Source organism: Aeromonas sp. s3 (genome assembly GCF_040907805.1).
Classification (GTDB): domain Bacteria; phylum Pseudomonadota; class Gammaproteobacteria; order Enterobacterales; family Aeromonadaceae; genus Aeromonas; species Aeromonas dhakensis.
In genome coordinates, this window is the sequence record NZ_JBFOCQ010000033.1 from 211465 (window position 1) to 228251 (window position 16787).

At 62.4% G+C, this 16787-nt stretch carries 17 protein-coding genes and 1 other annotated feature; of the genes, 9 read left to right on the forward strand and 8 right to left on the reverse strand.

Features of this window, described 5'->3' with window-relative positions:
• Window positions 1-42 precede the first annotated feature (42 nt).
• Window positions 43-420 (reverse strand): YbaN family protein, encoded by a 378-nt coding sequence (locus AB5Y98_RS19230; protein WP_368232568.1) that lies wholly within the window; start codon window positions 418-420, stop codon window positions 43-45.
• A gap of 179 nt (window positions 421-599) precedes the next feature.
• On the opposite strand from AB5Y98_RS19230, the gene dusC reads away from it, so the two are divergent.
• The 3 genes from dusC to AB5Y98_RS19245 all read left to right on the forward strand — a co-directional run bounded on the left by dusC (window position 600) and on the right by AB5Y98_RS19245 (window position 2872).
• Window positions 600-1544, forward strand: coding sequence for a tRNA dihydrouridine(16) synthase DusC (gene dusC, locus AB5Y98_RS19235; RefSeq protein WP_010633946.1), 945 nt, complete (start codon window positions 600-602; stop codon window positions 1542-1544).
• A gap of 97 nt (window positions 1545-1641) precedes the next feature.
• Window positions 1642-2010 (forward strand): TraR/DksA C4-type zinc finger protein, encoded by a 369-nt coding sequence (locus AB5Y98_RS19240; RefSeq protein ID WP_005301043.1) that lies wholly within the window; start codon window positions 1642-1644, stop codon window positions 2008-2010.
• Window positions 2011-2104: 94 nt separating this feature from the next.
• On the forward strand, window positions 2105-2872 hold the full coding sequence (locus AB5Y98_RS19245; protein WP_368232570.1) for a substrate-binding periplasmic protein: 768 nt from the start codon (window positions 2105-2107) through the stop codon (window positions 2870-2872).
• A 39-nt stretch (window positions 2873-2911) separates the two neighbouring features.
• On the opposite strand, the gene rnd is transcribed toward AB5Y98_RS19245, so the two are convergent.
• From rnd to AB5Y98_RS19280, 7 genes are all read right to left on the reverse strand, one after another.
• A complete protein-coding gene (rnd, locus tag AB5Y98_RS19250) occupies window positions 2912-4024 on the reverse strand; it encodes a ribonuclease D (protein ID WP_226008459.1) in 1113 nt (370 codons plus the stop codon).
• 96 nt (window positions 4025-4120) lie between these two features.
• Entirely contained in the window at window positions 4121-5797 is a 1677-nt protein-coding gene (gene fadD / locus AB5Y98_RS19255; RefSeq protein WP_010633942.1) for a long-chain-fatty-acid--CoA ligase FadD, read from the reverse strand.
• Window positions 5798-5995: 198 nt separating this feature from the next.
• A complete protein-coding gene (locus AB5Y98_RS19260; RefSeq protein WP_201880616.1) occupies window positions 5996-6862 on the reverse strand; it encodes an alpha/beta fold hydrolase in 867 nt (288 codons plus the stop codon).
• Between the two features lie 9 nt (window positions 6863-6871).
• Complete coding sequence (locus AB5Y98_RS19265; protein ID WP_368232572.1) at window positions 6872-7387, reverse strand: Slp family lipoprotein; 516 nt, start codon at window positions 7385-7387, stop codon at window positions 6872-6874.
• 95 nt (window positions 7388-7482) lie between these two features.
• Entirely contained in the window at window positions 7483-8184 is a 702-nt protein-coding gene (gene tsaB, locus AB5Y98_RS19270) for a tRNA (adenosine(37)-N6)-threonylcarbamoyltransferase complex dimerization subunit type 1 TsaB (protein ID WP_017784293.1), read from the reverse strand.
• 157 nt (window positions 8185-8341) lie between these two features.
• Window positions 8342-10252, reverse strand: coding sequence for an ATP-dependent DNA helicase (locus tag AB5Y98_RS19275; RefSeq protein ID WP_368232574.1), 1911 nt, complete (start codon window positions 10250-10252; stop codon window positions 8342-8344).
• Between the two features lie 71 nt (window positions 10253-10323).
• Window positions 10324-10566, reverse strand: coding sequence for a hypothetical protein (locus AB5Y98_RS19280; protein WP_005301068.1), 243 nt, complete (start codon window positions 10564-10566; stop codon window positions 10324-10326).
• 186 nt (window positions 10567-10752) lie between these two features.
• Window positions 10753-10877 (forward strand) — a sequence feature (His leader region).
• A gap of 28 nt (window positions 10878-10905) precedes the next feature.
• Between AB5Y98_RS19280 and hisG the strand changes: the two genes are divergently transcribed.
• From hisG to hisA, 6 genes are read left to right on the forward strand one after another with little or no spacing between them, the layout of a single operon-like run.
• A complete protein-coding gene (gene hisG, locus AB5Y98_RS19285; protein ID WP_005301071.1) occupies window positions 10906-11802 on the forward strand; it encodes an ATP phosphoribosyltransferase in 897 nt (298 codons plus the stop codon).
• Between the two features lie 12 nt (window positions 11803-11814).
• Window positions 11815-13125: a histidinol dehydrogenase gene (hisD, locus tag AB5Y98_RS19290; RefSeq protein WP_368232576.1), complete on the forward strand. Its 1311-nt coding sequence runs from the start codon at window positions 11815-11817 to the stop codon at window positions 13123-13125.
• A complete protein-coding gene (hisC, locus tag AB5Y98_RS19295) occupies window positions 13122-14189 on the forward strand; it encodes a histidinol-phosphate transaminase (RefSeq protein ID WP_368232578.1) in 1068 nt (355 codons plus the stop codon). Before hisD ends, hisC begins: the two co-directional genes overlap by 4 nt.
• Before the next feature lie 15 nt (window positions 14190-14204).
• Complete coding sequence (gene hisB, locus AB5Y98_RS19300) at window positions 14205-15344, forward strand: bifunctional histidinol-phosphatase/imidazoleglycerol-phosphate dehydratase HisB (RefSeq protein WP_368232580.1); 1140 nt, start codon at window positions 14205-14207, stop codon at window positions 15342-15344.
• Window positions 15344-15985: an imidazole glycerol phosphate synthase subunit HisH gene (gene hisH / locus AB5Y98_RS19305; RefSeq protein ID WP_368232582.1), complete on the forward strand. Its 642-nt coding sequence runs from the start codon at window positions 15344-15346 to the stop codon at window positions 15983-15985. The genes hisB and hisH overlap by 1 nt, the downstream gene beginning before the upstream one ends.
• Window positions 15986-15990: 5 nt before the next feature.
• Window positions 15991-16740 (forward strand): 1-(5-phosphoribosyl)-5-[(5-phosphoribosylamino)methylideneamino]imidazole-4-carboxamide isomerase, encoded by a 750-nt coding sequence (hisA, locus tag AB5Y98_RS19310; RefSeq protein ID WP_368232583.1) that lies wholly within the window; start codon window positions 15991-15993, stop codon window positions 16738-16740.
• Window positions 16741-16787 lie beyond the last annotated feature (47 nt).

Here is a 16787-nt window from a genome sequence, read left to right on the forward strand (position 1 = left end):
GGGCCGACTCCATAGCATTATTGCCGCAATAGCTTAGGGACTTCACTTCTCCATTGCAACTGGCTCCAGCACCGGCAGGCGCATTAACCAGGTGAGCAGGATCACCATTATGGCAATGAGCAGCAGCCTGACCCACATCATGGGCACCACCGCCAGCGACACCGAGAAGGAGAGCAGAATAAAGAAAATAGCGCGCCGTCTGGCATGGCGGCGAATGCCGCGATACTGCTGCCAGTCAGCAATAGGAGGTCCGAACCAGGGATGGCTTAGCAGCCAGCGATGAAAACGAGGGGACGAGCGGGCAAACAGCGCCGCCGCCAGCAGCATGAAGGGGGTGGTCGGCAACAGGGGCAGGACTATCCCGACTATCCCGGTGGCGAAGGCAAGCCAGCCCAGGGCCATCAAACACCAGCGTTTCATGGGTACTCCTTCTGAATGTATCTCTGCCTTTAGCCTAACAGAGTTGGCCTGGAAGCTGACAGCCTGGCCCAGGCGGTGGCCGTCGATTGGGTTCATCGAGTGGGCAAACGGCTGACAATCCCGGCCATTGCTACTACAATCTGCGCTCTTTTTTCTCTGTTTGCCCTGCGGAACCGGTTATGCGCGTTATTTTGGCCCCCATGCAGGGGGTGCTGGATCACTTGATGCGGGAGGTGCTCACCTCCGTCAACGACTACGACCTCTGCGTCAGCGAATTCATCCGGGTGGTCGATCAGCTGCTGCCCGCCAAGGTGTTCCATCGCCTCTGCCCCGAGCTCAAGCAGGACGGCAAGACCCGGGCCGGCACCCCGGTGCGGGTACAATTGCTAGGCCAACACCCCGAATGGCTGGCCGAGAACGCGCTGCGCGCCATCGAGCTTGGCTCCCCCGGCGTCGATCTCAACTTTGGCTGCCCCGCCCCCACAGTCAACAAGAGCAAGGGGGGCGCCGTGCTGCTCAAGGAGCCCGAGACCATCTATCGCATCGTCAAGGCGGTGCGCGAAGCGGTGCCGGCCCATCTGCCGGTGAGCGCCAAGATCCGCCTCGGCTACGATGACAAGGATCTCTATCTGGAGAACGCCCAGGCGGTTCATCAGGCCGGGGCCAACGAGCTGGCCGTGCACGCCCGCACCAAGCGCGAAGGCTACAAGGCGCCGGCTCACTGGGAGTATGTGGACGCCATTCGCCGTGCCCTGCCCATCCCGGTCACCGCCAACGGCGAGATCTGGAACCATGCCGATGCCCTCACCTGTGCCCGGGTGTCCGGCTGCGATGCCCTGATGGTGGGCCGCGGCGCCATCTCGTTGCCCAACCTGGCCAACGTGATGAAGACCGGCTGTGCCCACATGAGCTGGGCCGAAGTGCTGCAGTTGATGGTGAGCTACACCGAGCAGGATTTGGCGAGCGAGAAGGCCGACTACTACCCGAGTCGCATCAAGCAGTGGTTCAGCTACCTCAAGCGGGAGTATCCCGAGGCAGACCAGCTGTTTCAGGAGATCCGGGTACTCAAGGAGACCCATCCCATTCGGGACGCCCTGCTGCAGGCCGCGAAAACTGTGATCTAACCGTTCTTTACTTGACGCATATCATCTTGATAATCCTGTCGCTTCCCTATACTGCCCACAATTTGTTATTCGTCCGTTGGGGGCTAGTGTGTGTGAAATGACGCAAGCTCAGTTGGCCGTGTGGCGTGATCGCCTGCTGACTGACTGGGCGCAAGTAAGAGAAGAGCTGATCGGTCAGCTCAAAGCCTGTCGGCGTGACGAGTGGGCGGAGCAGGTGGATCACTGCGAGCGGGATCAGCTGGTCGATCTCACCAGCCGCCTCGACTTGCCCAAGGTGGAGCAGAGCGTGGCCCGGCTCAAGCGGATCGATGCGGCGCTTTGCCAGATGGATCTCGGCCTCTATGGCCTCTGCTCCGACTGCGAGGAGCCGCTGGCCATCGAACGGCTGGAGCAGGACCCGACCCTGCAACGCTGCCCGCGCTGCGAAGCCCGCTATCGCAAGGGATTCCACGCCCACGAGCTCTGAGGGATGCACCTTCGTGCATCCTTTCCCCCGGGCTGGTCAGCCCGACATTTCTATTCAATAATCAACAACAACCACGCTGAACAGGGATAGCTCCGTGTACAGAGTCTTGTTGTTATGGTGTTTGTGCACCGCCGCCTGGGCGCAGGAGTCACTGCAGGTGGGCTGGGCCAGTTGGCACCCGTTCAGCTTTCGCGACGAACAGCAGCAGCTGCAGGGGCTGGACATCGACCTGCTGCAAGCCATCTTCAGCCGGGCCGGCTTTAGCGCCAGCTACAGCGAGATGCCCTGGGCCCGCGTACTGCGCGAGCTGGAGTTCGGCACCATCCAGCTCACCATGTCCGCCAACCAGACCGCCGAGCGCGAGCGCTACGCCCGCTTCAGCCTGCCCTATCGCAACGAAGAGACAGTGCTGCTGGTGCGCCGTCAGGACAGGGCGCGCTGGCAAGGGATCACCCAGCTCTCGGACCTGCTGCCACGGCAGGATTTCACCATAGGGATGATGCGTGATTTTGATTACGGCACCGATTTTCGCACCTTCATGCAATCGCCACAGATGCAGGATCGGCTGCTGGCCCGCCTGCGGATGGAGCCCTTGCTCAAGCTGCTGCTGGCCGGTCGCATTCAGGGGGTGGTCATCGATCCCATGGGGCTGCAGGAGATGAACCTGGCCGGTATCCCGCTCGATGACCTCACCCCCCTGCTCAATATCCAGCGCACACCGGTGCATCTGATGCTGAGCCGGCGCACCACCACGCCAGCCCAGCTGCACCGGCTGGACGAGGCCATCCTGGCGCTGCTCACCAGCCCGGAATACACCCAGATCCTGGCCCGCTATCGTTATCAGTTGCCGCCCATCAGATGAAAAAACGGGCCCAGTGGGCCCGTTCTCTTGTGCGCTATCTCATTGGGCCAACAGATGGCCAACCAGCTCAAAGCGCCAGCCCTGCAGCAGCATGGGCTTGTCGGCTCGGGCCCGCTCTTCGTCGCTCATGCGCCAGCTCCAGGTGAAGTACTGGTGAATGATCTTCTTGCTGGCCACCAGTTCGGGCGGAATATTGCTGGCCTTGGCCTTCTCTTCCACCATCCCCTTGATGCGCTTGAGCTCGGCCTTGTACTGGGGGTAATCCACCAGCCGGCGAATGGGCTCGGGCCAGCCGGCGGGATCGCTCTGCTGGGCGGCGGCCACGATATCCAGCATCCGCTTGCCGTGGATCTTGATCTCGATGGGGGCCAGCCCCAGCTCGTTGAGATCCCGCAGGGAGGTGGGCTTGCGCTCCGCCACCTTGAACAGGTGCAGCTCCTTGACCACGAAGTTGAGGGCCAGATCCCGGCGCACCGCCTCCTGCTGACGCCAGGCGGCCAGCTCGCGCAGGATCGCCAGCTCGCGGCGCCCCAGCTGCCAGGCGTTGACGATGTCGAGATAGGCCTGGCGGGGATCGCTGCTCTGGGTCTTGCGGGCAGAGTGGTTCTGACACTCCTGCTCGAACCAGGCGAACTTGCCGCTGTCACGCAGCGCTGCCATCACCTTGTCGTAGAGAGGCAGCAGATAGAAGACGTCGGCCGCCGCATATTCGAGCTGACGGGGGGTGAGCGGGCGCGCCAGCCAGTCGGTGCGCGCCTGATCCTTTTCCAGGGTCACGCCGAGAAACTCGTTGACCAGGGCGCCGAAGCCCACCGAGACCCCGTGGCCCAGAAAGGCTGCCGCCAGCTGGGTATCGTGCATCTGGTTGGGCAGATGGCCCGCCTGATGCTGGATGAGCTCCAGATCTTCGCCGGAGGCGTGCAAAATGGCGATCTGCCCTGCCCGACCGAGTCGCTGCCAGAGGGAGGAGAGATCCAGCGTCAAGGGATCCAGCAGCGCCAGCTGGTGGCCGTCGTAGATCTGGAACAGGCCCAGCTGGGGGTAATAGGTACGGGTGCGGACGAATTCAGTATCGATGGCCAGGGGAACGTCGGCCAGGGAGGCGAGATACTGATCCAGTTCGGCTTGCTGTGAAATGAGTTGATAATGCATCTGTGCCTGCGCGTTGATCAGGGCCAAAAGAAAAAACCGTGGGCTGACCCACGGTTTTGCATAACGACGGCATGCTGCTTGGCAGCGCCACGCCGGTTACTGCTTGGCAATCTCCTCGTCGCGCAGCACGCGGCGCAGGATCTTGCCCACATTGGTCTTGGGAAGTTCGTCACGAAATTCTACCAGTTTCGGGACCTTATAGGCAGTCAGATGTTTGCGGCAGTGCGCAATAATCTCGTCTTCCAGCAGCTTTGGATCTTTCTTGACCACGAAGATCTTCACCAGCTCGCCGGAGACCTTGTGCGGTACGCCGACGGCGGCCACTTCCAGCACTTTCGGGTGGAGCGCCACCACGTCCTCGATCTCGTTCGGATAGACGTTGAAGCCGGAGACCAGGATCATGTCTTTCTTGCGATCGACGATCTTGAAGAAGCCCTGCTCGTCGCACACCGCGATATCGCCGGTACAGAGCCAGCCATCCTGCATCACCTCGGCGGTGGCTTCCGGCCGCTGCCAGTAACCGCTCATCACCTGCGGGCCGCGTACCTGCATCTCCCCCGGCTTGCCGAGTTCGTGGATCACCTGGCCGTTGTCATCCACCAGCCGGATGTCGGTGGAGCAGACCGGCAGGCCGATGGAGCCGTTGTAATCCACCAGATCGTAGGGGCAGACACTCACCAGGGGTGAACACTCGGTCAGGCCGTAACCTTCCAGCAGCGGGGTGTCGGTCAGCGCCTTCCACTGCTCGGCCACCGCCCGCTGCACCGCCATGCCGCCGCCGATGGTGAGCTTGAGCTTGTCAAAGGGCATGCTCTGGAACTCGCCATTGTTGACCAGCGCGTTGAACAGGGTGTTGACCCCGGTGATGCAGGTGAAGGGGTACTTCTTGATCTCTTTGACAAAGCCCGGGATGTCGCGCGGGTTGCTGATCAGCAGGTTGTAGCCACCCAGACGCATGAACAGCAGGCAGTTAACGGTCAGCGCGAAGACGTGGTAGAGCGGCAGTGCGGTGACCACGAACTCCTTGCCCCGCTCCAACACAGGGCCGTAGACGCCGAGGCACTGCTCCACGTTGGCGATCATGTTGCGGTGGGTCAGCATGGCCCCCTTGGAGAGGCCGGTGGTGCCGCCGGTGTACTGCAGGAAGGCGAGATCGTCGTTGTTGATCTCGGGCTTGATGTACTGCAGATAACGACCCTTGGCCAGCGCCTGACGCATGGTGCTGGCGTGGGGCAGATTGTACTTGGGCACCAGCTTCTTGACGTATTTCACCACGAAGTTGACCAGGGTCCCCTTGGCCAGCCCCAGGTTGTCCCCCATCCTGGTCAAGATCACGTGCTTGACCGGAGTGTCGTAGACCACTTTTTCCAGGGTGTGGGCAAAGTTGGAGACGATGACGATGGCCTTGGCGCCGGAGTCCTTGAGCTGGTGCTCCAGCTCGCGCGGGGTATAGAGCGGGTTGACGTTGACCACTATCATGCCGGCACGCAGGATGCCGAACACGGCGATGGGATACTGCAGCAGGTTGGGCATCATCACGGCGACCCGGTCACCCTGGCTCAGCTTGAGCTCGTTTTGCAGGTAGGCGGCAAAGGCGCGGGACTGCTCCTCGAGACGACGATAGGTAATGGTCTGCCCCATGTTGACGAAGGCAGGCTGGTCGGCAAACTCGTTCACCGACTCTTCAAACATCTCGACCAGGGAGCTGTATTGGTCTGGATTGATCTCGGCGGGCACCCCTTCTGGATAACGCTTCAGCCAGACTTTTTCCACGAACTTCTCCTGCATAACTAGCACCTGTGCGCTCACTGTGTTGCCTCCGTCCCTGTTCACATCCATTTCAAGCAGTTGTTTTAAGCTCATACTCTAATGCCGCCCATATTTACATAGGGCAACATCAATTAACAGCGAATTAACAACAGAAAAATGTGAGGGGGAAGACAAACCTGGAATTATTGAAAGCCGCCGATTCTACCGAATTTGACAAAATTTTTCGATACAAACCGCGGTCTCTGCCGAATTTTCCATATGAAAATGGTGGTTTCCCGCCAAAACGACACGTTCAATGCGTGTAAAGGCGGCATGACGCTCTCCCCACTGTACCTGCAGGCTGGCAAAACCCTCTGCGCCGGCGATAAACAGCACCGGGCAACGGATGGCCCGGATCAGGGCCTGGGCCTGCCCCTCGCTCATGCGCATGGGGGAGAGATCCCTAAGACGGGGATCGCTGCGCCAGTGCCAGCGCCCTGCCCGCGCTTCCAGCTGCCGCTCGCAGATAAGGCGTGCCGCACTCGGGGTGATGTCCGCCACCTTGCAGCGCGCCGCCACCGCCTCGTCGATGGAGGCAAAGCCCTGGGAGGCTCGCTCGCGGGTTCTGCTGCGGTTGAGGATGGCTCGGCGCAGCTGCTCCGGCACGGCGTCGTCCGGCTGACTGAGGGGTCCGAGCCCCTCCAGCAGAATGAGCCGCTCCACCTGCTCGGGGAAGACCCCGGCATAGGCGGAGGCAATCAGCGCCCCGAGGGAGTGGCCCAGCAGCACAAAGCGCGACCAGCCGGCAGCCTGGGTGATCTGATAGAGATCGTCCAGCCAGTCGACAAAGACATAGGGTGTGTTCTTGTGATCCGAGTGACCGTGCCCCGGCAGATCGACACAGACGAGGTGAAAGTGAGTCAGAAAGGGGGCCAGGGGCACAAAGCTTGCGCTGTTGTCGAGCCAGCCATGCAGGGCAAGCAGCAGCGGTTTGTCCCCCTGCTCCCCCTGCGCCGGCGGGCTCTCGAGCAAGGCAACCCGGCGGCCGTCGGCCAGGGTCAGGAAGCGCTCTTGCAGCAAGGTGTTCATGCCCAGCTCCTAGCGGCGCAGCGGCCGTCTCGGCCAGTAGGGATCATAGAAGGGGTCGTAGAAGTAGGGATCCATGTAGCGAACCTCCACCTCCTTGACCGGCGGCCACAGCTTGCTGCCCGTCACCTTGAGCACCGAGAAGCGATATTTGTGCTCGCCAATCTGGCTGTCCACCGGCTGGGCTATGGTGCCGAGCACCGTCAGGCTGCGCCCCTTGGCATAGAGGGTCGGGTCGACAAAACCCTGCATGATGGCCAGAAAACGGCCCGGGCTCTGTTCGGTCTGCTCCGGCACCCCGTTGGACTTGAGCGGCAGATAAACCACCTCGATGACGCTCTGATCCGCCTTGTTGTGTACCGACGAGATGACGCCGCTCCAGCGGGCCGGCTTGCCTTCCAGGCCGGCAAGCGCCGGCTGGTAGGCCACCAGCTGGTTGGCGGGCTCATAGGCCAGCTCTTGCGGGACCGAGCTGCAGGCACCGAGCAGAAGGCCGGCGGCCCCCATCACCATTGCACGCTTCGACATGTCACTCTCCTTGAGTCGGGCTAGGCCCGACCTCTCAACCGCCCGCATGGGGCCTGTGTCGACCGGCATGAGCGACAAGTCTGCCACTCCTGCCCTTATTCGCGACCCGGCAGCTTCTTCCAGGTCACCTTGTCACGCAAATATACCGGGGTCGCCTGCTCGACCGCCACCGCCTCGCCGGCCAGCCAGGCGCTGCGGGCCAGCGGCAGCATGTCCTCTGCCGCCGGGAAGCGTACCTGGCTCGCCACCAGCTCGTCGGCCAGCGCGGCGAGGGTCTCGCCATAGGTCTCAAATCCGGTACCGACGCGGGTAAAGCTGCCCGGCAACGTGCCGCGGGACGCCACCAGTGCGGCGGGGCCGCTCACCATCTCTTCGCCCACCAGCTGGATGCGGCCATCGATGAGCTCATATTGGCCGAAGTAGACCTCGTCCATGCGCGCATCGATGGCTGTCAACACCCGCTCGGCCCCGTCCAGGCGATGAGCCCCCTGCGCCATGGCGGCCAGAGTGGAGATGCCGATCAGCGGTACGCCTGCGCCCAGCGCCAGCCCCTGCGCCACGCCGATGCCGATCCGTACCCCGGTAAAGGAGCCGGGACCACGGCCGAAGGCGATGGCATCGAGTTCGTCCAAGGTTACCCCGGCCTCATCCAACACAGCCTGAACCATGGGCAGGATTTTACGGGTGTGATCCCTTGGCGCCTCTTCCCAACGGGAGAATACCTTCTCCCCCACCAGCAAGGCGGCGGAGCAGGCTTCGGTGGCGGTATCTACGGCCAGGATCTTCAACTCGTTCATGCTTTCCAATCTCTATAAAATCAGTCAATTACATAATCTGCAAGCAGGCTCTGCCAGCAGTTTTCATATTCTGGTGCGCGCATTGCGGGGCGCCTCTGCCCCTATCGGCAGCGTGATCGTCTCGCCAGTGCACGGGTAAACAGCATCTTCGGCAAGCTCAGCCCTTGCGATCGAAAAAACCGCCCAGGGTGGCCAGCTCCCGGGTCCGAGGAATCGCGGGCAGGCTCTTGATGAATGTCGCGCCGTAGGGTTTGTTGACCATGCGGGGATCACAGATGACCAGTACGCCGTGATCACCGCGATCACGGATGAGCCGCCCCACCCCCTGCTTCAAGGCAATCACCGCCTTGGGCAGCTGGATATCGGCGAAGGGATCGCCCCCCCTGAGCTTGCAATCATCCACCCGCGCCTTGAGCAGCGGATCATCGGGGCTGGCAAACGGCAGCTTGTCGATGATAACACAGGAGAGCGCGGCACCACGCACGTCGATCCCCTCCCAGAAGCTGCTGGTCGCCACCAGCACGGCGCGGCCATTCTCGACAAACTCCTTGAGCAGCCGCTGCTTGTTGTCCTCCCCCTGCAGCAACACGGTGCGACCGATCTCCCGGCGCAGCACCTCGGCCACCTGGCGCATCACCTGATGACTGGTACAGAGGAAGAAACAGCCCCCCGGCGTCTTGTTGATAAGCGGGATCATCAGGTTGGCCAGCTGTTCGCCCCGACCAAAGGCATTGGGCTCGGGCAGAAAGCGCGGCACGCACAGGCGCGCCTGCTCGCCATAGTCGAACGGACTGTCCAGGATAAGCTCGGCGCTGCCGGCCAGCCCCAACTCCGTCTTGAAGTGATCAAAGCGCATGTCCACCGTCAGGGTCGCCGAGGTAAACACCCAGGCCACCTCGGGGCGCAGCACCTCGGCGCCGAAGCGCTCGGCCACCGACAGCGGGGTCAGATTGAGGGTGAAATGGAGCCGCGAGCAATCATACCAGTAGGAGAATCCGGTCTGGTTGACCGCCAGCACCTCGCCAAGACGAGTGCGCAGCTCGCTGATGCGCTCGAAACAGTGGTCAAGCTGCTCCCCTCGCCCCAGCGCCAGCTTCAGCACCTCGTAACACAGGCCGAGGGCATCGTTGAGGCGGGCCAGCGCCTGGCCCCAGAGCGGTTGGCGCAACATGTCACGGGTGTTGCCACGACCGCCGTCCACCCCGAAGGCGAGCCGCAAGTCCTGGCTTGCGATGGCGAGCCTGTCCGCCGCCTTGCCAAGCTGGCCCATGTCGTGGGCCTCGGCCCGATAGGCAAGCTGGATATCCTGCGCCAGATCCTGGATGGTGCGGCTGCCCACCGACTTGCCAAAGTATTTGGTGGCGATCTCGGGCAGCTGGTGCGCTTCATCAAACACATAGACCTGTGCTTCGGGCACCAGCTCGCCGAAACCTGTGTCTTTGACCGCCATGTCAGCGAAGAAGAGGTGATGGTTGATCACCACCACCTGGGCATCCATGGCGCGGCGGCGGGCCACCACCAGATGGCAGTCGTCGTAATAGGGGCAGTCACGGCCGAGGCAGTTTTCATTGGTGCTGGTGACGTGGGCGAGGATCTCGGCGTTTTCCTGCAGCCCCGGAATGTCCCCCACGTCACCGTTGTCGGTGGCGGTGGACCAGGACTTCACCTTGACCAGATCGTTGAGCACTTCGGGCTTTTGCAGGTGGGATTCGCTGAGCAGCCGGTTCATCCGCTCGATGCACAGATAGTTGCTGCGCCCCTTGAGCAGAGCCACCGGCGGGGTATAGGAGAGTGCGCCGGTGATGGTCGGCAGGTCTCGATAGAAGAGCTGCTCCTGCAGGTTCTTGGAGCCGGTGCTGATCACCACCCGCTTGCCGGATTCCAGCGCCGGCACCAGATAGGCGTAGGTTTTGCCGGTACCTGTGCCCGCCTCCACCAGCAAGCGACCGTGTGACTTGATGGCGTTGGCCACCGCTTCGGCCATCTCCAGTTGCGGGGCGCGGGCGACAAAACCGTCGATATGGCTGGCCAGAGGGCCGTCTGGCTTGAAGAGGGTCTGGATGGTCAAAGGGGCGTCCCGCTGCAACAAAAGGGGGCATTATGCCAAAAAGGTGGCAAAAGCGGGACTGACTTCTGCCCCTAGACGAAGAGATCGATCTGGTGATCGGGATCCGGCTTGTGATCGTCCTCTTCAGGCTTTTCCTGATCACGCTTGGCCGAGGGGTAAGGCTGCTGGCGCTGCTGGGAGTCGCCGTTGTCGGTGCTGGTCTTGCGCAACTGATGCTTCTGGCTGATCTGGGTTACTTCCCGCTTGATGTCGTCACTGCTCGGCGCGGCCGGCGCCCTGGGCAGAATGGGGAATAACAGGTCCTGGCTGGGCATGATGTCGCCTCCTCTGGCTCACCTTGTCTAGTTATCGACCATAAAACCGTTTTCTCAACTTTAATCGACCAAATCACATTTTCCGGTTGCTTTTTCCGTCAAGGCAGGTAGTTTAAATCGGGCGTCAACTACGACATCTTATTTGTAAAGGATTGATTACATGCAGTTCACCAGCCTGAAGACTCATCACCACCATCATCATCCCGAATAGTCTTTCAGGAGGTTGACTGCTGGAAGACACTTAACTGGTGACTTCCAAAAGGACCGCAAGATTCATAAACCCTCGGAAGCACCCACTTCCGAGGGTTTTTTCGTTTTTGACTAGAAGGAAATCGAGCAATGGAAACACAACGTCTGCGCATCGCCATGCAAAAATCCGGTCGTCTGAGCCAGGACTCCCAGGCCCTGTTCAAGAGCTGCGGCCTCAAGATCAACCTGCGCGAGCAGCGCCTCATCGCCCATGTCGAGAACATGCCCATCGACATCCTGCGGGTGCGCGATGACGACATCCCGGGGCTGGTGATGGAAGGGGTGGTCGACCTTGGCATCATCGGCGAAAACGTGCTGGAAGAGGTGCAGCTCATCCGCGCCTCCCAGGGCCAGCCCTTTGCGGTCAAGACCCTCAAGCAGCTCGACTTCGGCGGCTGCCGCCTCTCCCTGGCGGTGCCGGACGACGTCAACTACACCGGGCCAGAGAGCCTCGCCGGCAAGCGCATCGCCACCTCCTACCCTGGGCTGCTCAAGCGCTTCTTCGACGAGAAGGGGCTCGGCTTCAAGAGCGTGATGCTGGGCGGCTCGGTGGAAGTGGCACCGCGCGCGGGCCTGGCCGATGCCATCTGTGATCTGGTCTCCACCGGTGCCACCCTAGAGGCCAACGGCCTCAAAGAGGTGGAGGTTATCTACCGCTCCAAGGCGGTACTGGTACAAGCACCCAACCCCTTGTCCGATGCCAAGCAGAAGATCATCGACACCCTGCTGCCCCGCATTCAGGGGATGCAGCAGGCGCGCGAGAGCAAGTACATCATGCTGCACGCCCCCAAGGACAAGCTCGACGCCATCACCGATCTGCTGCCGGGCGCCGAACGTCCCACCATCATGCAGCTGGCGGGCGAAACCAATCAGGTGGCGCTGCACGTCGTCTCCAGCGAGACCCTGTTCTGGGAGACCATGGAGCAGCTCAAGGCGCTGGGTGCCAGCTCCATTCTGGTGCTGCCCATCGAGAAGATGATGGAATAAGGAAGGGATATCATGCAGACCCTGATCTGGAAGACCCTCTCCCCCGCCCAGCAGGCCGACGTGCTGACCCGGCCAGCCCTGAGTGACGAAGCCGACATCGGCGCCGTGGTGCGGGAGATCATCGGCTCGGTACGCAGCCGGGGTGATGAGGCCCTGCGCGAGCTGAGCCAGCGCTTCGAACGTGCCCCGCGCCAGCAACTGCAGGTAAGCAACGCCGAAATCGAGGCTGCCTGCGCGCGGCTGGATGACGACATCAAAAATGCCATCGAAGCGGCCATTGCCAATATTCGCACCTTCCACGCCGCGCAATCGCAGCCGGTGGTACGAGTAGAGACCCAGCCCGGGGTGGTGTGCGAACTGCGCACCCAGCCCATCAGTCGGGTCGGCCTCTATGTGCCGGGCGGCAGCGCGCCGCTCCCCTCCACCGTGATGATGCTGGCCATTCCGGCACGCCTGGCCGGTTGCCGTGAAGTGGTGCTCTGCACCCCGTCCCCCGCCAGCGAAGAGATCCTGTTTGCCGCTCGCGCCTGCGGGGTCGAGAAGGTGTTCGCCATCGGCGGCGCCCAGGCCATCGCCGCCATGGCCTACGGCACGCAGACGATCCCCAAGGTGGACAAGATCTTCGGCCCGGGCAACGCCTATGTGACCGAAGCCAAGGGCCAGGTGTCGCGCGACTGGCGCGGCGCGGCCATCGACATGCCGGCCGGCCCCTCCGAGGTGCTGGTCATCGCCGACGAGAGTGCCAACCCCGCCTTCGTTGCAGCGGATCTGCTCTCCCAGGCCGAGCACGGCCCCGACAGCCAGGTGGTGCTGGTGACCACCTCACCGCTGCTGGCCGATGCCATCGCAGGGGAAATCAAGAGCCAGCTGGCCAAACTGAGCCGCCGCGATATCGCCGCGAAGGCGCTCGGCAGCAGTCTGGTGATCCTCTGTGACGATCTGGCCGAGGCCTGCGCCATCTCCAACGCCTACGCGCCGGAGCACCTGATCGTGCAGACCCGCGCCCCGCGCGAGCTGCTGGATAAACTCGAGAACGCCGGTTCCATCTTTCTGGGAGCATGGACCCCCGAGTCGGTCGGCGATTACGCCAGCGGCACCAACCACACCCTGCCTACCTATGGCTATGCCCGCACCTGTTCCAGCCTTGGCCTCGCGGATTACCAGCGTCGCTACACGGTGCAGGAGCTGAGCGAGCGCGGCATTCAGGGCCTCGGCCCCATTGTCGAGCGTATCGCTCAGGCCGAAGGGCTCGATGGCCACAAGAATGCCGTCACCCTCAGATTGAACGCACTTTCAAGCCAGCCGCAGAAGGATTTGTCATGAGCATTGCCAATCTGGCTCGCCGCGTGGTGCGGGCCCTCACCCCTTATCAATCCGCTCGCCGCATCGGCGGCAAGGGCCACGTCTGGCTCAACGCCAACGAGGCGCCGCAGGCCTATCCCTTCACCATCGAGGGGAGCCGTCTCAACCGCTACCCCGAGTGCCAACCGGCCGAGGTGGTGAATAGCTACGCCGCCTACGCTGGGGTCAATCCGGATCAGGTGCTGGTGAGCCGTGGCGCCGACGAGGCCATCGAGCTCCTGATCCGCACCTTCTGCGAAGCAGGTGATGATCAGATCCTCATCTGCCCACCGACCTACGGCATGTACGCCATCAGTGCCGAGACCTGCGGCGTCGGTATCGTCGAGCAGCCGCTCACCGCCAGCCGCCAGCCGGACTGGCCCGCCATCGCCGATCGCCTCGGCGATGTGAAACTGGTGTTTCTCTGCTCCCCCAACAACCCCACCGGGGATCTGGTGGGGCGCGATGGACTCATTGCCCTGCTGGAGAAGGCGCGGGATCGCGCCATCGTGGTGGTGGACGAGGCCTATATCGAGTTCTGCCCCGAGGCTTCCGTGGTAGACCTGCTGGCTCGCTTCCCCAATCTGGTGGTGACCCGCACCCTCTCCAAGGCCTTTGCCCTGGCGGGGATCCGCTGCGGCTTTACGCTGGCAAACCCGGAGGTGATCGCCATGCTGGCCAAGGTGATCGCCCCCTATCCCATTCCCGAGCCTATCGCCCAGATAGCGGCGCAGGCCCTCTCCCCCATGGGGCTCGAGCTGATGCACGAGCGTGTGGTGGAGCTCAACAGGCAAAAGGCCGCCTTCAAGGCTGAGCTGGCCAAGCTTGCCTGCGTGAAGGAAGTGTTCGAGGACAAGGGCAACTTTGTGCTGGTGCGCTTTGTGGATGGCGCCAGCGTGTTTGCCGCCATGAAGGCCGCCGGCATCATCTTGCGGGACTTCTCGACCAAGCCGGGCCTGGACAACAGCATTCGCGTCACCATCGGCTATCAGGGCGAGATGGACGCCGTGCTGGCCGTGCTGCGTGATCTGCCCCCCACTTTGTAAGACAAGGATGTAGCGATGAAGACCCCGTTTTTGTTTATCGACCGCGACGGTACCCTGATTGAAGAGCCGGTGACCGACAAGCAGGTGGACAGCCTCGCCAAGCTGCGCTTCGAGCCCATGGTGATCCCGGTGCTGCGCGAGCTGCAGGCCGCCGGTTACGTGCTGGTGATGGTGACCAATCAGGACGGGCTGGGCACCGCCAGCCTGCCGCTGGAGAACTTCCAGCCCCCCCACGATCTGATGATGCACCTGTTCGAATCGCAAGGAGTAAGCTGGGAAAAGGTGCTGATCTGCCCTCACTTCCCCACCGACGGCTGCAGCTGCCGCAAGCCCCACCTCGGCCTGGTCAAGGAGTATCTCGCCTCCGGTCGCATCGACTTTGCCAACTCCTTCGTGATTGGTGACAGACAGACCGATCTGCAGCTGGCCGAGAACATGGGCATCAGTGGTATTCGCTACCACCCGCAGGATCACGACTGGCTCGCTATCCGTGATCAGCTGCTCACTGTTCTTAGTCCAAATAAGGGCCGCGTAGCCTCGGTGGAGCGTTACACCAAAGAGACCCGCATCCAGGTGGCAGTGGATTTGGACCCTTCTGCCACAAACAAGAGCAGCGGCAACCAGATCGCCACCGGCATCGGCTTCTTTGATCACATGCTGGATCAGATCGCCACCCACGCCGGTTTCCAGCTCAAGCTGAACGTCAGCGGGGATCTGCATATCGACGATCACCACACGGTGGAAGATGTCGGCCTGGCGCTGGGTCAGGCGCTGCGCCAGGCCCTTGGCAACAAGCGCGGTATCGGCCGCTTCGGCTTCGTGCTGGCGATGGACGAGGTGCAGGCAGTGATCGATGCGCGTCCGCTGACCGAGCAGGAGGTGAGCACAGCGCTGGATCTGAGCGGTCGCCCCTACTTCGTGTTCGACTGCCCGAGCGGCTTTGGCCGCGACAACGTGGGCGAGATGGCCACCGAGATGGTGCCCCACTTCTTCCGCTCGCTGTCGGATGCCATGGCCATCACATTGCAGATGAAGGTGGGCAGCGGCAACACCCACCATCAGGTGGAAGCGCTGTTCAAAGGCTTTGGCCGCGCCCTGCGTCAGGCCATTCGGGTGGAAGGGAGCGAGCTTCCCTCCAGCAAAGGGGTGCTGTGATGGATGTAAGCAAGCAGAAGCTGGTCATTATCGATACTGGCTGCGCGAATCTGGCCTCGGTCAGAATGGCGTTCGAGCGCCTCGGCGTGCAACCGCGGGTCTCCCGCGAGGCGGCCGATATCGAAGCGGCTGACAAGCTGATCCTGCCCGGCGTCGGCACCGCCGTGGCCGCCATGAAGAACCTCAACGAGCGCAATCTGGTGCCCCTTATTCGTGCCGCCCAGCAGCCGCTGCTGGGCTTTTGCCTCGGCATGCAGATGCTGGCGGAGGCCTCCGAAGAGAGCATGGGTACGGATGACTCGTCAGAGCGGCTTATAGACTGCCTCGGCATTGTGCCGGGCAGGATCAAACTGATGGAGGTAGGTAACCTGCGCCTGCCCCATATGGGCTGGAACCAGATTGAGCATGACGAGACCCATCCCCTGCTCAAGGGGATCCCGAGCGGCAGCTACTTCTACTTCGTCCACTCCTATGCGCTGGAGGTGACCGACGCGACGCTGGCGACCTGCAACTACGGCCAGCCGTTTACCGCCATCGTCGGCGGGGTTGCAGAGCGCAGCAACTTCTTTGGCGCCCAATTCCACCCGGAGCGCTCCGGCGCGGCCGGTGCCCGTCTACTGCAAAACTTTTTGGAGCTTTAACAAGGATGATTATCCCAGCCATTGATCTGATTAACGGCCAAGTCGTCAGGCTCTATCAGGGCGACTACGGCCAGAAGACCGCCTATAGCGACAGCCCGCAGGCCCGCTTCGATGAATATGTCTCCCAGGGGGCGGTACAGCTCCATCTGGTGGATCTGGACGGTGCCAAAGATGCCAAGGCGCGCCAGTTGCCCCTGCTGACCCAGCTGCTGTCGGCCACCGAAGCGCCGGTGCAGGTGGGCGGCGGCGTACGCACGGAGCAGGATGTGGCAGACCTCTTGACCGCCGGTGCCAGCCGGGTGGTGATCGGCTCCACCGCCGTCAAATCCCCGGATCTGGTGGCCAGCTGGATGGAGAAATACGGCCCCGAGCGCATCGTGCTGGCGCTGGACGTCAATATCGATGCCCAGGGCAATCGCCATATCGCGGTAGCCGGCTGGCAGGAGAACAGCGGGGTGACCATAGAGGCGTTGATCGATCGCTTCCTCCCCGCCGGGCTCAAGCACGTGCTCTGCACCGACATCAGCCGTGACGGCACCCTGGCCGGTACCAACGTCGAACTCTACCGGGATCTCTGTGCCCGCTACCCGAGCGTCGGTTTCCAGGCCTCCGGCGGCATTGGCGGCATCGAGGATATCGAGGCGCTCAAGGGCTCAGGGGTCAAGGGGATCATCCTCGGTCGCGCCCTGCTGGAGGGCAAGTTCTCGGTGGGGGACGCCATCGCCTGTTGGGGCAGTCACGGCAACGCCGGCTGATCCCGCCACAGCAGACAACCTCCTGACGTTGACTGGTGAAGGCCCGC